At 58.0% G+C, this 18,464-nt stretch carries 11 protein-coding genes; 9 read left to right on the top strand and 2 right to left on the bottom strand.

The window, feature by feature from the left end; translation table 11 throughout:
* Positions 1-107: 107 nt before the first annotated feature.
* The gene (gene uvrA / locus M4951_RS25365) at positions 108-7,091 is read right to left on the bottom strand and encodes an excinuclease ABC subunit UvrA (protein WP_262024390.1); all 6,984 of its coding nucleotides are present in this window, start codon (positions 7,089-7,091) and stop codon (positions 108-110) included.
* A 389-nt stretch (positions 7,092-7,480) separates the two neighbouring features.
* Between uvrA and M4951_RS25355 the strand changes: the two genes are divergently transcribed.
* Together M4951_RS25355 and M4951_RS25350 are read left to right on the top strand one after the other, a co-directional pair.
* Positions 7,481-8,572 (top strand): DUF1559 domain-containing protein, encoded by a 1,092-nt coding sequence (locus M4951_RS25355; protein ID WP_315985748.1) that lies wholly within the window; start codon positions 7,481-7,483, stop codon positions 8,570-8,572.
* A gap of 115 nt (positions 8,573-8,687) precedes the next feature.
* Positions 8,688-9,155 carry a carboxypeptidase-like regulatory domain-containing protein gene (locus M4951_RS25350; RefSeq protein WP_262024389.1) on the top strand — a complete coding sequence of 156 codons (468 nt, stop codon included), beginning with the start codon at positions 8,688-8,690 and terminating at the stop codon, positions 9,153-9,155.
* Positions 9,156-9,162: 7 nt separating this feature from the next.
* Here the strand turns inward: M4951_RS25350 and M4951_RS25345 are convergent, their stop codons facing one another.
* Positions 9,163-10,278 carry a sialidase family protein gene (locus M4951_RS25345; protein ID WP_262024388.1) on the bottom strand — a complete coding sequence of 372 codons (1,116 nt, stop codon included), beginning with the start codon at positions 10,276-10,278 and terminating at the stop codon, positions 9,163-9,165.
* Positions 10,279-10,542: 264 nt separating this feature from the next.
* Here M4951_RS25345 and M4951_RS25340 point away from each other — a divergent pair, with 264 nt between their 5' ends.
* The 7 genes from M4951_RS25340 (at position 10,543) to eboE (ending at position 18,391) form a co-directional block, all read left to right on the top strand.
* Positions 10,543-11,217, top strand: a complete 675-nt coding sequence (locus M4951_RS25340) for an ABC transporter ATP-binding protein (RefSeq protein ID WP_262024387.1) — start codon at positions 10,543-10,545, stop codon at positions 11,215-11,217.
* Complete coding sequence (locus tag M4951_RS25335) at positions 11,214-12,656, top strand: ABC transporter permease (RefSeq protein ID WP_262024386.1); 1,443 nt, start codon at positions 11,214-11,216, stop codon at positions 12,654-12,656. Before M4951_RS25340 ends, M4951_RS25335 begins: the two co-directional genes overlap by 4 nt.
* A gap of 29 nt (positions 12,657-12,685) precedes the next feature.
* Positions 12,686-14,239, top strand: a complete 1,554-nt coding sequence (locus M4951_RS25330; RefSeq protein WP_262024385.1) for a hypothetical protein — start codon at positions 12,686-12,688, stop codon at positions 14,237-14,239.
* Positions 14,240-14,333: 94 nt separating this feature from the next.
* The gene (locus tag M4951_RS25325; protein WP_262024384.1) at positions 14,334-15,014 is read left to right on the top strand and encodes a DUF3299 domain-containing protein; all 681 of its coding nucleotides are present in this window, start codon (positions 14,334-14,336) and stop codon (positions 15,012-15,014) included.
* 68 nt (positions 15,015-15,082) lie between these two features.
* Positions 15,083-15,796, top strand: coding sequence for a DUF3299 domain-containing protein (locus M4951_RS25320; protein WP_262024383.1), 714 nt, complete (start codon positions 15,083-15,085; stop codon positions 15,794-15,796).
* 97 nt (positions 15,797-15,893) lie between these two features.
* Positions 15,894-17,180, top strand: a complete 1,287-nt coding sequence (locus M4951_RS25315; protein WP_262024382.1) for an MFS transporter — start codon at positions 15,894-15,896, stop codon at positions 17,178-17,180.
* A gap of 53 nt (positions 17,181-17,233) precedes the next feature.
* Positions 17,234-18,391 (top strand): metabolite traffic protein EboE, encoded by a 1,158-nt coding sequence (eboE, locus tag M4951_RS25310; protein ID WP_262024381.1) that lies wholly within the window; start codon positions 17,234-17,236, stop codon positions 18,389-18,391.
* The last annotated feature ends 73 nt before the right edge of the window (positions 18,392-18,464 follow it).

Genomic DNA, 18,464 nt, shown 5'->3' with positions numbered 1-18,464 from the left:
TGGGCGAGCCGAGGGAAATCGGTCTGGATTGGCAGAGAATTGGTCGCTGGGATCAAAGCCTCCAGCGGCCAATCTCTAATCCGCTTTCGGCTTTCCCGTTTTTCTTCTTAGAACAGCTTCTTCTGCCCGTTAGCGTTGGCGATGGCCTGCAGCGTTTCTTGCAGGAACTCGGAGAGATCTCCTTTCTCGAGATCTTCCGTCGTGCGGAAGTGGATCTTCACCACGTCACCGTCCGGCTTGGCGTCGATGTCGGGCTCTTGCCCCAGTCCGGCGATCCGTCCCAAGGCGACGGCGCCGCGGGGAACGCGAATCGTCAGGCGGACGTCTTCCGGGCGTTTGCTAGTGACGCTGGCCCACGAGCCGCTGACTCCGGCCGCCATGACGTTGACGATCATCTGGTTGTTCCAGAGGATCTCGGAGTCGTCGGCCGTCTCCATCAGCAGCGACAGCAGATCTTCCAGCACGTTGGCGTCCCATTGGGCGTTTTTGCCCGGCGGAAATCCTTTGCGTGACAGATGCCATTTCTCGCCCAGCTTTTTCCAGGGCATGTGATCTTCGACGTTTTGCGTGAGCAAGCTCAGGTATTTGTCGAAACCAGCGACCGCTTGTTCGAGAAACTCCCAAAATTCAGGGCGGTTCACTTCTTCATGCGTATGAGCGCGAATCTCGATCTCCTGGAACGGCCCGCGGAGGTTTTTCACTTTGACGCGAGGCTCATTGCTGTAGATCGGCAGATCTTCCAGTTCGTTCAGCGTCGGCAAAGCCAGGCGACTCGGCAGCTCCATGCGGTCGAATGTTCCTTTATGGACGCGGAACTTCATCTTGAGGAGCCAGGTTTCGCCGGTGATCGCGTGAAAGAACCAGCCGTCGCTCTTTTTGAGCCCCGAGATCTCGACGATGGTGCGCGAGTTCCAATTGATATCGCTGAACTCACCGATGTCGACAATTCGATCGACGACCGCCGAGAGGATTTTGCCGTCCCAGTTGCAAGCTTCGCCGGTGCGACCGACCCGATCTTTGGTGTGCCAGCGGCGGCCGTCCATCTCCCACGGCATCTTGGTGGCGCGACCGACGTCGGCGATGTCCATATCCCCTTCGCGCTCGTCTTCGGCTTTCGAAGGATCGAACGAGCCTCGTTCTTCGTACGGTCCGGCGGCCAAATAGGGCTTCAGCGCTTCGCCGGTGTGCGAGCGATACGGCTCTTCTCCTTTGTCGAACGCGTTGCTGTAGTCGACCACATCTTCGGGAGTACCAGCGGTGACGAGTTGACCTCCTTCGGCGCCTGCTTCCGGACCGATCTCCAGGATCCAGTCGGCCTGCTTCATGACATCCAGGTTATGTTCGATCACCACGACCGTGTTGCCCAGATCGACCAAGCGATGGAAGACGTCGAGCAATTTGCGAAGGTCTTCAAAGTGCAGACCGGTCGTCGGTTCGTCAAGCAGATAGAGGGTCTTGCCGGTATCAGGACGCGCCAGTTCGGCCGCTAGTTTGACGCGCTGGGCTTCACCGCCAGAGAGCGTTGGAGCGGGTTGGCCGAGCGTCACGTAGTCGAGACCTACATCGCATAGAGTCTGCAAAATGCGGCGAATCTTGGGGATGTTCTCAAACAGGGTGACGGCCTGACCGATCGGCATTTCCAGGACGTCGGCGATCGATTGGCCGTGATAGCGGACCGAAAGGGTTTCTTCGTTGTAGCGATGACCGTCGCATGTTTCGCAGGTGACCCAGACGTCTGGCAAGAAGTGCATTTCGATACATTTTTGCCCCATCCCTTCGCAAGTGTCGCAACGTCCCCCTTCGACGTTAAAGCTAAATCGACGCGGCGTATAGCCGCGAAGCTTCGCTTCGGGAAGTTGCGAAAAGAGATCGCGGATGACGTCAAAGACGCCGGTGTAGGTCGCCGCGTTGGAACTGGGCGAGTTGCCCAGCGGCTGCTGATCGACCCGGATCACTTTGTTAATCGCTTCGATGCCGCGAATCGCGTCATGCGCGCCAGGCGTGGTCGAAGCGCGATGCAACGTGCGGGCCAGCGAGTTGTAAATTACCTCTTGCATCAAACTGCTTTTGCCGCTGCCGCTGGGACCGGCGATCGCGACTAGCGCGCCGAGCGGTAAACGAACGTTGATGTTGCGCAAGTTGTTGTGTCGTGCGCCGACCACCTCGAGCCAATCGCCGCTGGGAGAGGTGAAATCGAACGGCTCGCCTTGAGCCGCCAGCTTGCGGATCGAAGGCATCCGCCGATTCGACGGAATCGAGATCGCCTTCTTGCCGCTGACATAGGGACCAGTGACCGAGTCCTTGTTCTTACCGACCTGCTTGGGAGTTCCCGAGGCGACAATCGTGCCGCCGTTAACGCCTGCCTGAGGGCCGAAGTCGAGCAACTTGTCGCTCCCTTCGATCACTTCGTGATCATGCTCGACCACAATCAACGTGTTACCCAGATCGCGCAGGCGATGGAGCGCAGCGAGCAACCGCCGATTGTCGCGAGGATGCAGCCCGATCGTCGGTTCGTCTAACACATAAAGAACGCCGCACAGGCCGCTGCCGAGCTGACTGGCGAGACGAATACGTTGCGCTTCGCCGGCCGAGAGAGTTGGCGCGGTGCGCCGCAGCGTGAGGTATTCGAGCCCCACGTCGCAGAGAAACTGCACGCGATTTTCGAGTTCGCGGACGATTTCGCCCGCGATTCTCGTTTCTCGCTTTTTCAGCTTCCAACCTTGAATGAATTCCAGCAACAGGCCCATCGGCATGCTGCAGATGTCGAGCACCGTTTGATCGCGGAAGCGAACCGCCGACGTATCGTCACGCAGTCGACTGCCGCAGCAAGTGGTGCATTCGACTTCAGCGACCAGGCTTTCCAACTGCATGCGGAAGGCTTGCGACAGACGCGACGCTTCTTCAAGCGCCGGGTACAAACCTTTGAACTGAAAGCGGAAAATCGGTCGCTGGGCCTGATCTTCGCCGGAGTGGACGTCAAACCATTGGTCGGCGGTACCGTGCAGCAGCACGCGCCGATGGCGACTGCTGAGCCGCTCGAACGGCGTGTCGAGCGGAACCCCGGCGCCGGCCGAAAGCGCTTCGAGCATCAGCAGCGAGATATCGTGCTGCACGCCGGGCCACAGTTTCAGCGCTCCTTCGCGAAGCGTCAACTTGGGATCGCTCAGCAGCGCCGTCGGATCGGCGCCGGTTTGCGTGCCGAGCCCTTCGCAGTCAGGGCACCAACCCAGTTGGCTGTTGAACGAAAAGTTGTGGGGCGAAAGTTGATCGAAGCTCCGATCGCAATTGCCGCATGACAGCTTTTGGCTGTGACGTTTCACGCGCCAGCGATGCTCGGGCATTTTTTCGTCGACATAAGCGACATGCAAGAAACCGGCGCCAAGACTGAGCCCATTTTCAACGCTGTCGGCGATGCGGGTACGCGATTCTTCTTTGACCGAAATCCGGTCGACGATCACTTCCACATCATGATGCCGGCGGCGATCGACCTTCGGCGGTTTGTCGAGCGTATGAACAACACCGTCGACGCGGATGCGCTGATAGCCGGTCGTTTTCAGGTCTTCCCACAGTTCGGCGTATTGCTGACCGACTTCCAGCGTGATCGGCGCCATCAAAAACAGCTTGGTTTCGGTGGGCTCGGTCAAGATCTTGTCGGTGATCATCGACGAGGTCTGCGTGCTGATTGGGATTTCGCAATCGGGGCAATATGGCGTACCGAGCCGCGGCATCATGACGCGCAGGTAGTCGTAAATCTCGGTTACCGTGCCGACGGTCGACCGCGGCGAGTTGCCCAAGTTCTTTTGCTCGATCGCGATCGCCGGCGAGAGCCCTTCGATATGATCGACTCGCGGCTTTTGCATCTGGCCGACAAACTGCCGCGCGTAGGCGCTCAAGCTTTCGACATAGCGGCGTTGTCCTTCGGCATAGATCGTGTCCATCGCCAGCGAACTCTTGCCGCTGCCGCTCGGTCCGCAAAAGACGGTCATCTTCTCGCGGTCGATTTGGGCGTCGACGTCTTTCAGGTTGTGCATCTTGGCGCCGCGGACATCGATCACCTTGGCCGCTTTTTGATCGCGCTTATTCTGGGCCGCTTTGGCGGCTCGCTTGATCTCGGTTACGGCACGGCTTTGTTTGCCGGCCAAAACCGCCTTCAGCGCTTGACCTGTGTGCGACTCGGCGACTTCCGCGACCGTTTCCGGCGTTCCGCAGGCGACCACATTTCCGCCGGTCGAGCCCCCTTCGGGTCCCATATCAATCAGCCAGTCGGCGGTCTTGATCACGTCAAGATTGTGCTCGACTACTAGCACGGTGTTCCCTTGCTCGGCGAAGGCGTGCAGCACTTTCAAGAGCATCTTGACGTCAGCAAAGTGCAGGCCGGTCGTCGGTTCGTCCAGCAAGTACAGCGTGCGTCCGGTGCTGCGCTTGACCAGTTCTTTGGCCAGCTTAATGCGCTGCGCTTCACCGCCAGAGAGCGTGGGCGAAGGTTGACCCAGCTTGATGTAGTCGAGACCGACATCGTGCAGCGTTTGCAGTTTGTGAGCGATCGTCGGGACGTTTTCGAACAGCTTCAGCGCTTCCTGAACGTCCATTTCGAGCACGTCGGAAATCGACGCTTCTTTGAAGCGGACTTCCAGCGTTTCGCGGTTGAAGCGATGCCCTTCGCAGACCGGACAGGTGACCCAGATGTCGGCCAGAAAGTCCATTTCCAGCTTGTTGGCGCCGTTCCCTTCGCAGGCCGAACAGCGCCCGCCGTCGACGTTAAAGCTAAAGCGTCCCGGCTTGTAGCCGCGGCGCCGCGACTCGGGAAGCTGCGCAAACAGGTTGCGGATGTCGTCGAAGACCTTGATATAGGTCGCCGGGTTGCTGCGCGGCGTTCGCCCGATCGGCGATTGGTCGATCGCGATCATCTTGTCGAGGTGCTCGAGCCCGTCGATCCGCTCATGGGCTCCCGGTTCGCCGAGACCATGATTCAGATCGCGGCGCAGCGCTTCGACCAAGATATCGTTGACGACGCTGCTTTTGCCGCTGCCGCTGACGCCGGTCACGCAGACAAAGCCGCCGAGCGGAATCTCGACGTTGACGTTCTTCAGGTTGTTTTCAGCGGCGCCGACAATGGTCAGTTTTTTCTCACCGATATGCCGCCGCGTTTCTGGCACGTCGATCTTTTCGGTACCGGCCAAAAACCGACCGGTGACGCTCTCCGGATTGGCGGCGATCTCTTCGGCCAAACCTTGGGCGACGATAAATCCGCCGCGGACGCCGGCGCCGGGACCAAAGTCGATCACATGGTCGGCGACGCGCATCGTGTCTTCGTCATGCTCAACCACCAACACCGTGTTGCCCAGGTCGCGCAGGTCATTGAGAGTCGCCAACAAGCGGTCGTTGTCGCGGGGATGGAGGCCGATCGAGGGTTCATCCAGGATGTAGGTGACGCCGACCAGGCCGCAGCCGATTTGCCCGGCCAAGCGAATGCGCTGCGACTCGCCGCCAGAGAGAGTGGGCGCGGTGCGGCTGAGCGTCAGATATTCGAGACCGACATTCTCGAGAAAGCCGAGCCGCCCACGGACTTCTTTGATCGCTTCGGCGCCGATCTTTTGCGACATTGCGTCGAGATCAAGATGTGCGAAGAACTCGGTCGCGTCTTGAATCGCCAGTTCCGACACTTCCGGCAGAGAAAGAACCGGTTTGTCCGTAAAGGCCTTGCTGGTGGTGCCCAATTTGACGAACCGCGCTTGGGCGTTCAGTCGCTGGCCGCCGCATTCGGGGCAGCCGACGGTCGACATATATTTTTCGAGCTGGCGAATTTGCGGCTTGGAGTTGCTGTTGCGGTATTTCTCGAGCATCTCCGGCACGATGCCGTCATAGGTTCCGCCATACTTTTGCGGCGCCGACCCGGCGCGCCACGTAAAGGTGATATGTTGCTCGCCGGCGCCATGCAGCAGGATCTGTTTGACGTTTTCGTCCATGTCGCGCCAAGGAGTATCGAGAAACGCGCCGGCGTCGAGATTGAGCTTGCGCTCCATCGTTTCGGCGACTCCTTTGTAGATATGGCGCTTCCAGCGGCCCAGATCGGTCCACTTGCCCAGAATTTCGATCGCCCCTTTTTTGAAGGTGAGGGTCACGTCGGGGACGAGCAGCTCGGGATCGAACGTGTAGATCTGCCCCAGTCCGTCGCAAACAGGACACATCCCATGCGGACTGTTAAAGCTGAATAACTGCGGCGTGGGGGGATCGAACGAAACGCCGCAATCGACGCAGGCATAGTCGACCGAGAACATCATGTCGCCGGCGACTTCGTTCTTTTTCTGCTTCTTCCGCGAGCGGGTTTTTTTGGCGGGAGTTTCCGGAGCTTCCGCTTCTTCATCTTCCTCTACACGAGGAGCGATGATTAGGCTGCCGTCCCCCATTTTCATCGCCAGCTCGACCGCTTCCGCTAAACGGCCCCGGACGCTTGGCGTGATCGTCAGCCGATCGACCACCAACTCGACGTTGTGCCGCAACTGCCGATCGAGCATCAGGTCATCGGTCAGATTCGTAATCCTGCCGTCGACCCGGGCCCGCACGAAACCCTGCTTCAGCAGATCGATAAACAGGTCCCGGTGCTCTCCTTTTTGGCCGCGGATCAGCGGCGCGAGGATGATGATCTGCGAGTCGGCCTCCATCGCGAGGATGTGCTCGAGAATTTGTTCGCGGGTTTGGGCGGTCAGCGCCTTGCCGCACTCGTTGCAATGTCCTTTACCGATCCGAGCGAACAGGATACGGAGAAAATCGTTGATCTCGGTGATGGTGCCGACGGTGCTGCGCGGATTATTGCCGGTCGTCTTTTGCGAAATCGAGATCGACGGCGTGAGCCCGCCGATGTAGTCAACCTCGGGCTTGGGCATTTGCCCCATGAACTGGCGAGCATAGCTGGAGAGGCTCTCGACGTATCGGCGCTGACCTTCGGCGTAAACGGTGTCAAACGCCAGCGAGCTTTTGCCGCTGCCGCTGACGCCGGTCAGGCAGATCAGCTTGTTCCGGGGAAGAACGAGAGAGACGTCGCGAAGATTATGCTCGCGTGCGCCTTTGATCTCGATATCGGTTACCGGCATAAGGGCCCATCCATGCGTCGATTCGGGCGAAAGTTCAGCGAAACTCTCTATTCTAGGGGACGCCTGTATAGTGACAACGGGTCGAAGCCGAATCGCCGGCGTCAAAAATCTCAACAGTCCTGAATCACGCAGTCATTTTGCGAAACCAGGCACAGGGATGTGGAGACATAAATTGCAATACTGGTATGTTTTGAGATATGTGACCGAACGAAAATATCGCGCAGAAACTAATAATAACGGAAGTCAGGTTTTTTTGTTGGAGTTTTGCTATTCTGTCGGTAGAATCGTAGCTTCCGTTAACCCTCGTCTGCGGTAGAAAAAGAATCCCTAGGCGGGAAACACGTCTGGCGGTGGTGGATCGGTCTTATATTTATCCGGAAGGACATACTATGCTAACACGTAAAAAAGGTTTTACGCTGGTTGAGTTACTAGTGGTAATCGCCATTATTGGGGTTTTGATCGCTCTGCTGTTGCCGGCGGTTCAGCAGGCTCGCGAAGCTGCACGACGCATGCAGTGCACCAATCAGCTCAAGCAAATGGGGCTGGCCACCCACAATTTTCACGATACGTTCGGGAAATTCCCGGGGGGGTCGCATCAGGACGCGTTTCGCGATTTCAGCCGGACCAACCCCGATGAGTATCACCACGATGATCGCGGCCGCTGGAGCTACATCACCGTGTTGTTGCCGTATCTTGAGCAACAAGCGATGTATGATCAGTTCGTCAGCACGCATGTAGGGACGGAATTCCCCTGGAATGGCACGACGTTATTGCGAACGTCCGTTCAAACGTTGCTTTGTCCTTCCGATGGAAACTCGGCGACCAATGCAGGCGAAATGGGGCGTAACAGCTATCACGTCAATCGCGGCGACTATTGGAACCCCTGGGATTGGTGGGAATGCCGCGGCGTCTTTGGCAATCAATACCGCGTGACGAAAAAGTTCAGCAGCTTGACCGATGGATCGAGCAATACGTTGTTTCTGACGGAAATGAAGATCGGCGTCATCGGAAGCCAAAAAATTGGCCAAGGAGTCGCCAACAGCGTCGGATACAGCAATGGAGACGCTGCGAGCATTTGTTCGGCGCGGCGTGGGCCGAGCGGCACTTTGACCGGCGGCGTCTACTCTCGTGGAGATAACGAGTTGCCAGGCTGGCGTTGGGCCGACGCGCACACCGTGTTTACGCAGTGGCATGTCGTGCTTCCCCCAAACTCCCCCTCCTGCTCGAACGACTCTGGAGGAACGCTCGACAATGAGTTGATGACGGCCAGCAGTTATCACCCCGGCGGCGTCAACGTCGTATTTGGAGATGGGGCGGTCAAGTTCATCCCTGACACGATCGATGCCGGTGATCCCAGTCTCCGCGTCGCCGATACCCCCAATCCGCCGAGCGAACCGCAGCGATATACCGGTCCCTCTCTCTACGGCGTTTGGGGCTCGTTGGGGACTTCCAGCGGTGGCGAAGTGACGTCTCTCCCGTAGTTCTGCTGCCGCGACTGCGGTGGACGAAGATCCATGCAACGCCTCGACATCGCTAGGGAAGTCGAGGCGAAACCGGTTTTATCTGTTACGAATGTTTTAGGTGGAGTTTGACGCAATGGCTGCGATTCCCAGGTTTTACCAAAGCATCAGCTTGGCGGTTATCGCCGCGTTGATGGGATGCACCGGTAATGCAAACGTACTTCAAACCGAGTATGTAGAAGGAGTTGTGACGCTCGATGGAGTTCCCGTTGAAGGCGCGACCGTCGAGTTTGTTCCGGTGATTGAAGACCAAGGGGCTACCGCCAACGGATATACCGATTCGAGCGGGCTGTATCATTTGACCGTCCTAGCGCCTGGCGAAGGAAAAGAGGCGGAATTCGCCGGCGGCACGCTCCCCGGCGAATACCAGATCGCCGTACGAAAAGCGGTCACCGGACCAACTCCGGCGAGTAGTTCTCGCCAGGTGGTCGCCAAAAAGACCTATATCGTGCCGAAAAAGTACGATAATCCCCGCGATTCGGGGCTCACCGCGACGGTGGAAGCCGGGAAAAACACGATTCCGCTCGAACTACAGTCAAAATGAACGTTGGCTACAGCGGCCAAGCGCCATCGACGATCGGCTTGGTTTGCAGTTTGGTCGGATCGAGCGTGACATGGCGAATCTTTTTTCGCCGCCAGGTGTAGGTGATGTGGACCAGACCGTCCGGCGTTTGAATGACCGCCGGATACGAAAACTCGCCGGCGCTCTTTTCAAGCACGAGCGCCGCGTCCCATGTTTGCCCATCTTGGCTGACCGCGACGTTGAGCATATTGCGCCCGTTGGGGAAAGGTCCGCTGCGCTGGGTGTGGTTGTAGACCAGTAGCGCTCGACCATCGGCCAGCATCACGGCGTCGGTTCCGCTGTTCGGATTCGGCAAGCCGGACGAAACGAGCGGCGTCCAGGTGATTCCCTGGTCATCGCTCCAGGTCGACCAGACGTTGCCGTTATTGTTACGATCGCGCGCCAAAATCTGCCAGCGGCCGTTGGGATAGATCAGCACGCTCGGCTGAATCGCGCCGATCTTGGTTCCATCATTCAGCGGGCCGACGCGTGTCCACGTGCGCCCTTGATCGGACGTCATTTCCAAGTGCAAGCGCCAGCCGACGTTTTCGCTGCTTGAGGGACAGACCAAGCGCCCGTCATGCTCGATTGCTTTGTTTTTGACGGGCCCATCGATTCCTTCCGGCAACCGCTGGGGCTCGCTCCAGGTAGCGCCGTTATCGTTGGACGTCATCAACATGCCCCACCAGGTGCTGGGAGTAGGCCCGCACTTGTAGAACAGCATCAGCGTGCCGTCTTGCGCTTGATGCAGCACTGGGTTCCAGCAAGGATGGCGATGCTCTTTGCCCGCGGACGAAACGTACTGCACCCCATTGGCGACTTCGATCGGCGTGATCCACTTGCCGTCTACTTGGCGATTGAAATAAATGCCGACATCCTTGGCGCCTTCTCGCGTGCCGCCAAACCAGGCGGCGACAAACCCAGCCGGAGTTTGGGCGATCGTCGAAGCATGGCAACTGTCATGCGGAGCGCCGTCGGTGAGATACTCTACCGAAACGACTCCCGGTTGCGACGTGAGCATGTCGGTCTCAGGCGTCTTGCTTGGTTCTGCGTGGGCGATCGAAGCGGCTAACAGCAAGAAGAGCGGCAATACATGGCGTTGCATGAGAAGAGTCCGGCGGGGATTTGCGAAGGGGAAAGTTGGGAGGAAAGAGCGAGTTTAACGTGTTGTTACAACCGTTGCGAACCTTTTTGCTAGCGATCCCGTAATGAAGTTTCTACAAACGATTTGCAAAAAGTAGGCTCGCAGCCCTGGACGATCGGGGCTGACTGAACTTCAATAAACGGTTTCCCGGTTCGGTCGGAATTGCTCTTGCGGGGCGGCTGACCATTCCCCTTTCATTGCTCTAACGTTAGACAGACAAGCAACATGCTGCTGCTGGAAAACGTCAAAAAGTCGTACATTGAGCCCAACGGCCAACCGCTTCCCATCCTCGATATCCCCCGATTTGAGCTATCTGACGCCGAGCAGATGATCCTGATCGGGCGCAGCGGGTGCGGAAAAACGACCCTGCTGCATGTCATCTCGGGGATCAGCCATGCCGACTCTGGCAGCGTGCAGATCGACGGCATCGATCTCCGCCGCTTGTCTGAGCAAGGCCGGGATCGTTTGCGAGCCGAGAAGATTGGCTATGTCTTTCAAACGTTTAACTTGTTGCCGGCTTTTACGGCGCTGGAGAACGTTTTGCTGGGGATGGCCTTCTCGGGCCGCGGAACCGATCGCGGCCGTGCGATTCAGCTGCTGGAACGCGTCGGGCTGGCGGAACGCATGAGTCACAAGCCGAAGACGATGTCGGTGGGCGAACAGCAACGCGTCGCCGTCGCACGCGCCTTGGCGAATCGACCGCGCCTGTTGTTGGCGGACGAACCGACCGCCAACGTCGATCCGGGCAATCAGCAATCAATCATCGATTTGATTCGCCAAACCTGCAACGAAGAAAAGATCGCTTTGATGATGGTGACGCACTCGCTGGAAGTAGCCGGTCAGTTTGACCGGGTCGAACGTTTGGACGAGATCAATCAAATGAGCAAGGTGACGTCATGACGCGGTGGGCGATTGCATGGCGCAGCGTCACCCAACGGGCGCTCGCATCCAGTTTGACGGCCTTGTCGATGGCGATGGGGGTCGCTTTGGTGACCGCGGTCTTGCTGACTTACGGCATGGTCTCCGATTCGTTCATGGGCAATTCGAACCTGGGATATGGTTTGATCGCCGGAGCGAAAGGGGGCAAGCTGCAGCTGGTCCTGAATACGACTTACTACTTGAGTGAGCCGGTCGAGAACATTCCTTACACGTTCTACCAAGAGTTCCTTTCCGCCGACCAGCAGAAAAAAGAGCTGGAGCTGATGCCTGAGAGTACGCTCAGCGAACTAAAGGATGGCAAGTACGCAGGCAATACCGACTTCGCGATTCCGGTCTGTCTGGGCGACTACTTCAAACGCTTTCGCGTGATCGGAACGCTCCCCAAGTTTTTCGAGCTGTTCCGCGATCAATACAACGCCGAAGAGCCCCGTTATCGCTTCGCCCAGGGACGCAACTTCAAAACTTGGGACCAGGAGCATGGCTATTACGAAGCCGTCGTCGGCTCGATCGTCGCCCGCGAAACCGGTCTGAAGCTGGGGGACAAGATCGCTGCGGCGCACGGCTCGGACGAAGGACACGCCCACGACGAGTCTCCGTTCATCGTGGTCGGCATCCTGGAACCCTCCGGCACGCCGAATGATCGGGGGGTCTTCATCAACATGGAAGGCTTCTATTTGATGGAGGGGCACGCCAAGCCGGTCGACGACGAGGCGCCAGATTCTTCGCCAGAAACCAAAAAAGAGGCCTCCCTGCGTCGTTCTCCGCTGCCGATTGACCAGCGCGAAGTGACCGCGGTGCTGATTCGGACCAATGACCCATTTTCGCCAATTTTCATCCGCAACGCCGTCAACGAGGGAAATGTCGCCCAAGTGGTGCTGCCGGTCTTAGAAATCTCGAATCTGTTTGAATTGATCGTCTCACCGATCCAGACGCTGCTGCTAGTCATCACGGTGATGATCTGCATTGTCTCCGGAATCTCAATCCTGGTAAGCATTTACAACTCAATGAACGACCGCAAACATGAAATTGCGGTGATGCGTGCGTTGGGCGCCAGTCGCGGCACGGTGATGATGGTTATTTTGCTGGAATCCGTTATTTTGTCGGTCGGTGGCGGCCTGATCGGCTGGATCGCCGGGCACGCGATGATGGCCTCGGCCAGTCCGATGATTGAAGCGAAAACCGGCGTCTCGATCGGCTTTTTCGACTTGGCCCCTTTACCGATGACGTTTGAATTGTGGATGGGACCCGCCATAATAAATGCGTTGCCTTCCTACCTGCGGGAGATGCTCAGCCTGGAGCTGCTGATCGTTCCCGGCTTGATCCTGTTGGCGGTGCTGGTTGGTTTCATACCGGCGTATACTGCTTATAAGACCGATGTGGCCGAGTCGCTCGGCGACTGATCCTTCCCTTCCCTGCCTGCGAGAAGTCGATGCGCTCTGTTCTGACCTGGCTTTTAATTTTGACAGTGTTGGCCACGGCTCCGCTGTCCACGGCGCTGGCCTGTCCGTTTTGTGCGGCCGTCTCGCAAACGTTCTCGGAAGAAATCGAGTCGATGGACGTGGCGCTGATCGCCAAGCTCGAAAAGGTTCCGGCGACGACCCCCGATCCGAGCATCGGCGGCGTCAAAGCGAACTTCATCATCACGCAGGTGATCAAAGGGAAAGAGCATCTCAACGACGCCAAGAGTGTCGAAACGCTCTATTACGGCGAAGGACGTGAAGGACGCAAGTTTTTGATCATGGGCTCGGACCCGACCAATCTGATGTGGTCGACGCCGACGCTGCTCGAAGATTCGACCGTCGACTATATCCTCGGCTCGATCAAGCAGCCGAAAGACGACTATCACCGCCTGATCTACTTCCAGAAGTATCTGGAAGGGAAAGACGACATGGCGGCGCGCGACGCCTACGACGAGTTCGCCAAAGCGCCCTACGATTGGTTGCACTCGCTGAAGCCCGAAATGAATCACGATCAACTGATCGAGTGGCTGAAGAAAGACGATCTGCAGGCGAATCATCGCCGGCTGTACTTCACCATGCTGGGCGTCTGCGGCAGCAAAGCCGATTTGCCCTTTTTAGAAACGATGCTGAAAAGCGATGATCGCAAACAGAAGGCGGGTCTCGACGCGCTGATCGGTTGCTATTTGACTCTCGGCGGCGCCGACGGCATGCCGTTGATCGAGAAGTTGTTTCTGGAAGACAAAGAAGCGGAATACGCCGACACCTACGCCGCGATCATGGCGATTCGCTTTCATGGAACCGAGACCGACATCATTCCGCGTGAACGTCTGCTGCAAGGGTTGCATTTGATGCTCGATCGCCCGTCGCTGGCCGACTTGGTGATTGTCGACCTCGCTCGCTGGGAAGACTGGTCGGTGATCGATCGACTGTCGAAGCTGTTCAAAGAAGCGAATGATGATTCGAGCTGGGTGCGTGTGCCGGTGATTCGTTACTTGATGGCCTGCCCGAAGCCGGAAGCCAAAGAAGCGCTGGCCGAACTGGAAAAAGTGGATCCCGAAGCGATGAAGCGGGCGCAAACCTTCTTCCCGTTCCGCAACTCGGGAGTCACTCCGTCGCGCGACGCCGAGCAGGCGATCGCAATGGCGGACCAAAAAGTAGGCGTGCAGCTGGTCTCGGCCGAGACCACGCAGGAGCTGACGGCGGACACGGAATCCGACGACATCGAGGAAGCTCCGCTGAACGAAGACAAAGCAGCGGCCGTCGACGTCACCGAACCACCGGTCATTGCGACCGACCAAGCGAAAGAGCCGACGACCGAGCCGGCCGCCGAGGCAACGTCTGCAGAACGTTTTGCGACTCGCGGCGATCGTTTGTTGGCCGACGCGATTCAAAATCCGCAAGCGGCGGAAGCCCCGTCGGCAAATCGACTGGTTCTGGTGGCGACGCCGCTGGTTGTCGGTTTGCTACTGGCCTTGGGGATGTGGCTGATCTTGCGAAGTCCTTATCAAGCGCCCAGCGCGTAACGCAATCATCAAATCAGTAGCGAATCGCCAGCGAAGGCGATTCCTGACTAGACGCACGAAGCCTACGACTTTTCGAACTTATCCTGAACGACTCATGACTGCGACATTGGATTCACCCTCAGCTCAAACTCCTGACGGACAGCCCGATTACGATCGTTATCGATCGCTGAGCGGATTGGCGGTTGGCGCGCTGATAGTCGGCATTTTGAGCTTGTTGTCGATTTTTTCCGTCTCGTTATTGCCGTTGGCGGTTGTCGGCGTTGGCTTCGGCTTGTTCACCATTCGAACCGTCGACCGAAATCGTGATCTGGTGACCGGTCGTAATGTCGCGATCGCCGGAACGGCGCTCAGCGCGCTGGCGCTGGTGCTGAGCCCAAGCCGCTATTACTACGAAGAGTACGTGAACATCCCCGAGGGATACGAAGTTATGGCCTTTGGCTCGCTGCAGCCGGATCTGGGCAATACCGCGGTCGTTCCTGAAAAAGCGTGGAAGTTTGACGGCAAGCGCGTGCTGATCAACGGCTACGTCTATCCGCATGATCAAAAAGAAGGTCTGAACCGCTTTGTGTTGGTGCCGGACTTTGATACTTGCTGTTTCGGCGGCCAGCCCAAGCTGACCGATATGATCGAAGTTCGTCTGCGTGATCCGCTGCGAGTCAATTGGTCTTACAATCGGCGTAAGATTGGGGGTACGCTGACGATCAACAAGCATTTGCACCAGATGAAAGACCTGACCGGGGTCTACTATGAGATTGATGCCGATTACGTCAAGTGAAATCGACGCCGACTACGTGAAGTAAACGCTTCACGATTGCCGCGACTCTTTCCCCCCCAAGCTCGCCTATGTGGATCCGCTGCTCAGCCGTCGCGATATTTTCAGCCTTCGCGATTCTTTTGTTCTACGCCGCCTGTGCTCCGGCGACGCCTGAGGGGACTCCCTACTCGTCCAATATGACCGGTCTCGACGGCGTTCTGTCACCCGAGACAACGCCAGCCGAAGCGATCGAACCGACAACGCCGGCAGTCGAACCGAAGAGCGACGTTCCGCAAGTCGAGACGACGAAACCGGAAGAGACGAGCGACGCAATGCCGGCCCAACCAGACGACGAGAAAACGACGCCGACGGCCACCGCTTCGACCGCACCGACCAAAGCGCTGGCTCCTGACAAAACCTTGCCGCGCAAGCCAGGCGTGCAAGACCTGACGTTTGACGACATCGCCTTTGAGATGGAAAAGGGAGAGCCCTTCACGCGGTCGATGTTGCCCGAGCGGATCGAAGAACTAGGAAACCAGAAGATTCGGATTCGCGGCTATATCTTGCCTAGTTTTGAATCGCGCGGCATTAAGCAGTTTGTGCTGGTGCGCGACAACATGGAATGCTGTTTTGGCCCAGGCGCGGCGCTTTACGACTGCGTATTAGTCGAGATGACAGGCGCCGGCGTCGACTTTACCGTTCGTCCGATTACCGTCGAAGGCGTCTTCGAGGTGAAGGAATACAAAGGGGGCGACGGCAAGCATTTGGCGATCTATCGCATGGACGGAGAATCGGCGAAGTAGAAGTAGGATAGGCCGTGCCTGCCGAATTGATTCTCCATCCGTTGATTCGGCAGGCACGGCCTGCCCTGCTGTGAATAGCGCCCGGTGAAACGACCGCATGCTCGCCGCCGACTCGATCACCTCCGCTGACCGCCGCCATGCGATCTCGGCCGCGAGCGCCAACGCCGGCGTCTGGGCGTTTGGTAACGGCGTCATCAGCACGTCCCTGGTCATCTATTTGGCGCAAGAGCTGGGCGCCAGCAGTACGCTGATCGCCTGGATCATCGCAGCGCCGCAACTTGCCGGCGTGTTGCGTTGGTTTGGACCGCGCATTCTGGCCAGCTTTCGCGGCCATCGGCTTCCTTGCTTGCTTTTCTATTTTGCATCGGTCGTGTTGCTGCTGTTATTGCCGACGGCGGCTTATCCCGGAGTGCTTCCCAGCAAAACGCTCAGCCTGACGGCGCTGGTCCTCTGCTGGTGTCTCTATCACTTGTGCGAATATCTCGGCACGATCTGTCTCTGGAGTTGGTTTTCGCTCCTCATTCCAGGGCGCTTCTACGGACGCTTCGCAGGGCGCCGCGAGTTTTGGCTCAACATCGGCCGCCTGGTCGGCTTTGTTGCGGTCAGCGCACTCGATGTTTGGTATCGCCAGCAATTTGTCGCTGCGCCGCGGTTGCCGCTGTTGCTGATCTTGGCGACCGGCGGTGCGCTGCTGCTGGGCGCCGCGCTGATCCCATTGCTGGGGATGATCGATATGCCGGCCCGCTTGGGAGATCGGAAACCTTTGCCGGCGGGGGAAGCGCTGCTACGTAGTCGGCCGCTACGTCGATTGTTAATTTACGGCGTTTGCTTTTCGGCGGCCAACGGGGTCTCCAGCGCTCTTGGCTGGAGCTACATCCACAAGGCGCTGGGGTTATCGCTCGCGCTGGTGTTGGGGAGTCAGGCGCTCATGCGTCTCGGGCAACCGCTTCTCGCGCCCTGGTGCGGGCGAATTGTTGATCGCGTTGGCTGCCGCGGTCTGATGATCGCGTGCCAGTTGACCGTGGCGCTGGCTCCGCTCCTTTATCTGGGAGGAGCATGGGGATATGTTGCTAGCTATGTGGCGCTGATCGCCTATGTCGGCACGAACGTGGCGCTGGCGGCGATGATGCTGCGGATCGCCGGTCCCAAACAGGCTCCGGCCAACATCAGCGTCTATTTTGGCCTGACCGGCGTGGTTTACGCCGTTTCGGTCTTGATCGATGGAGCGCTGGCCGACAGTTTGATCCCTGCAGCGATTCGCGGCGATGTCGCAGCGTACTTTCCCTATTTCCTCACGGCTTGGATTTTACGCTCGGCGGCGGCGATCCCGCTGCTGTTTTTGCTAGAACCGCCAATCGAGGCGGAGACTCGCAGCAATCGTTGATCCCTGTTACGATCAAGCGGTTTGACGATGCTCTTGCCCCCTCGGAGAACCGGATGTCGCTGCCTGACTGGATCGGATATTGCACCAATGTTCATGCTGGCGCAAATCTTGCCGAGACCGAAGCGAACCTGGTCAAGCATGCGGTGCGCGTGCGCGAATTGATTTCTCCGCGCGAACCAATGGGGGTAGGACTGTGGCTGTCGGCGGTGACGGCGAAAGAGTTGCGCGACGAAGATCGACTGGCCCGGTTTCGCGGTTTTCTCAACGACAACAAGTTGATGCCGTACACGCTGAACGGATTTCCGTATGGCAACTTCCATCAAGCCGTCGTCAAGCACGCCGTTTACGAACCGACCTGGATGGATCCGCTCCGTCTGCAGTACACGCTCGATCTGGCGATCGTGCTGGATCAGTTGTTGCCGCCAGGCGAAGAGGGAAGCATCTCGACGTTGCCGATTGCCTGGGGCAATCCGCCGCTCAGCGAAGAAGCGTATGCCGCCGCCGTGGCCAATTTTCTTACGCTTTCCAACGAGTTAGCCAAACTTGAGCAAACGACCGGTCGTTTGATCTATGTTTGCATCGAGCCGGAACCGGGCTGCGCGATCGATACGACCGCCGACATGATCGACTTTTTTCAGAATCGCTTGTTCCCGGCCGGTGACGCCGCGCAGCTGGCGCGCTATATCCGCGTCTGTCATGACGTTTGTCACGCGGCGGTGATGTGCGAAGACCAATCGGCCGTCCTGTCCCAGTACGCAGCGGCGGGAATCAGCGTTGGCAAAGTGCAAATCTCGTCGGCGATCGAAGTCGAATTTGATTCGCTGACCGACGAAGACCGCCAAGCGGCGATTCAGCGCTTGGAGCAATTCGCCGAAGATCGCTACCTGCACCAAACGATGGTGCAGTCCCCCAGCGGAGAGCGAAAGCTATACGACGACCTCCCTGCCCTGTTGAATTCGATCGCGGGAGAGCCCAGCGGCGTCTGGCGCATCCATTTTCACATGCCGATCTACCTGGATGCGTTTGGTCCGCTCCGCACGACCCAGGGGCAGATCCTTGACTTGCTGCGTCAGCGCGAACTTCTCGCTCCGATCAAGCATTTTGAAGTCGAGACCTATGCCTGGACGGTGCTGCCGCCCGAATTGCGTCAGGAGGAACTCGCGGCGGGAATTGCGACCGAGATAGACTGGCTAAAGCAGCAGTTGCGTTAAAGGTCGCTGATTGCAATCGGCGTTAGCCGCTATTAGGCTGTAAGCGATTTCACTCGTTTATGTCGGAGAATCG

It is taken from the genome of Blastopirellula sp. J2-11 (genome assembly GCF_024584705.1).
Classification (GTDB): domain Bacteria; phylum Planctomycetota; class Planctomycetia; order Pirellulales; family Pirellulaceae; genus Blastopirellula.
Note: the sequence above shows the minus strand (reverse complement) of the source record. Positions and strands in the feature narration are given on the sequence as shown.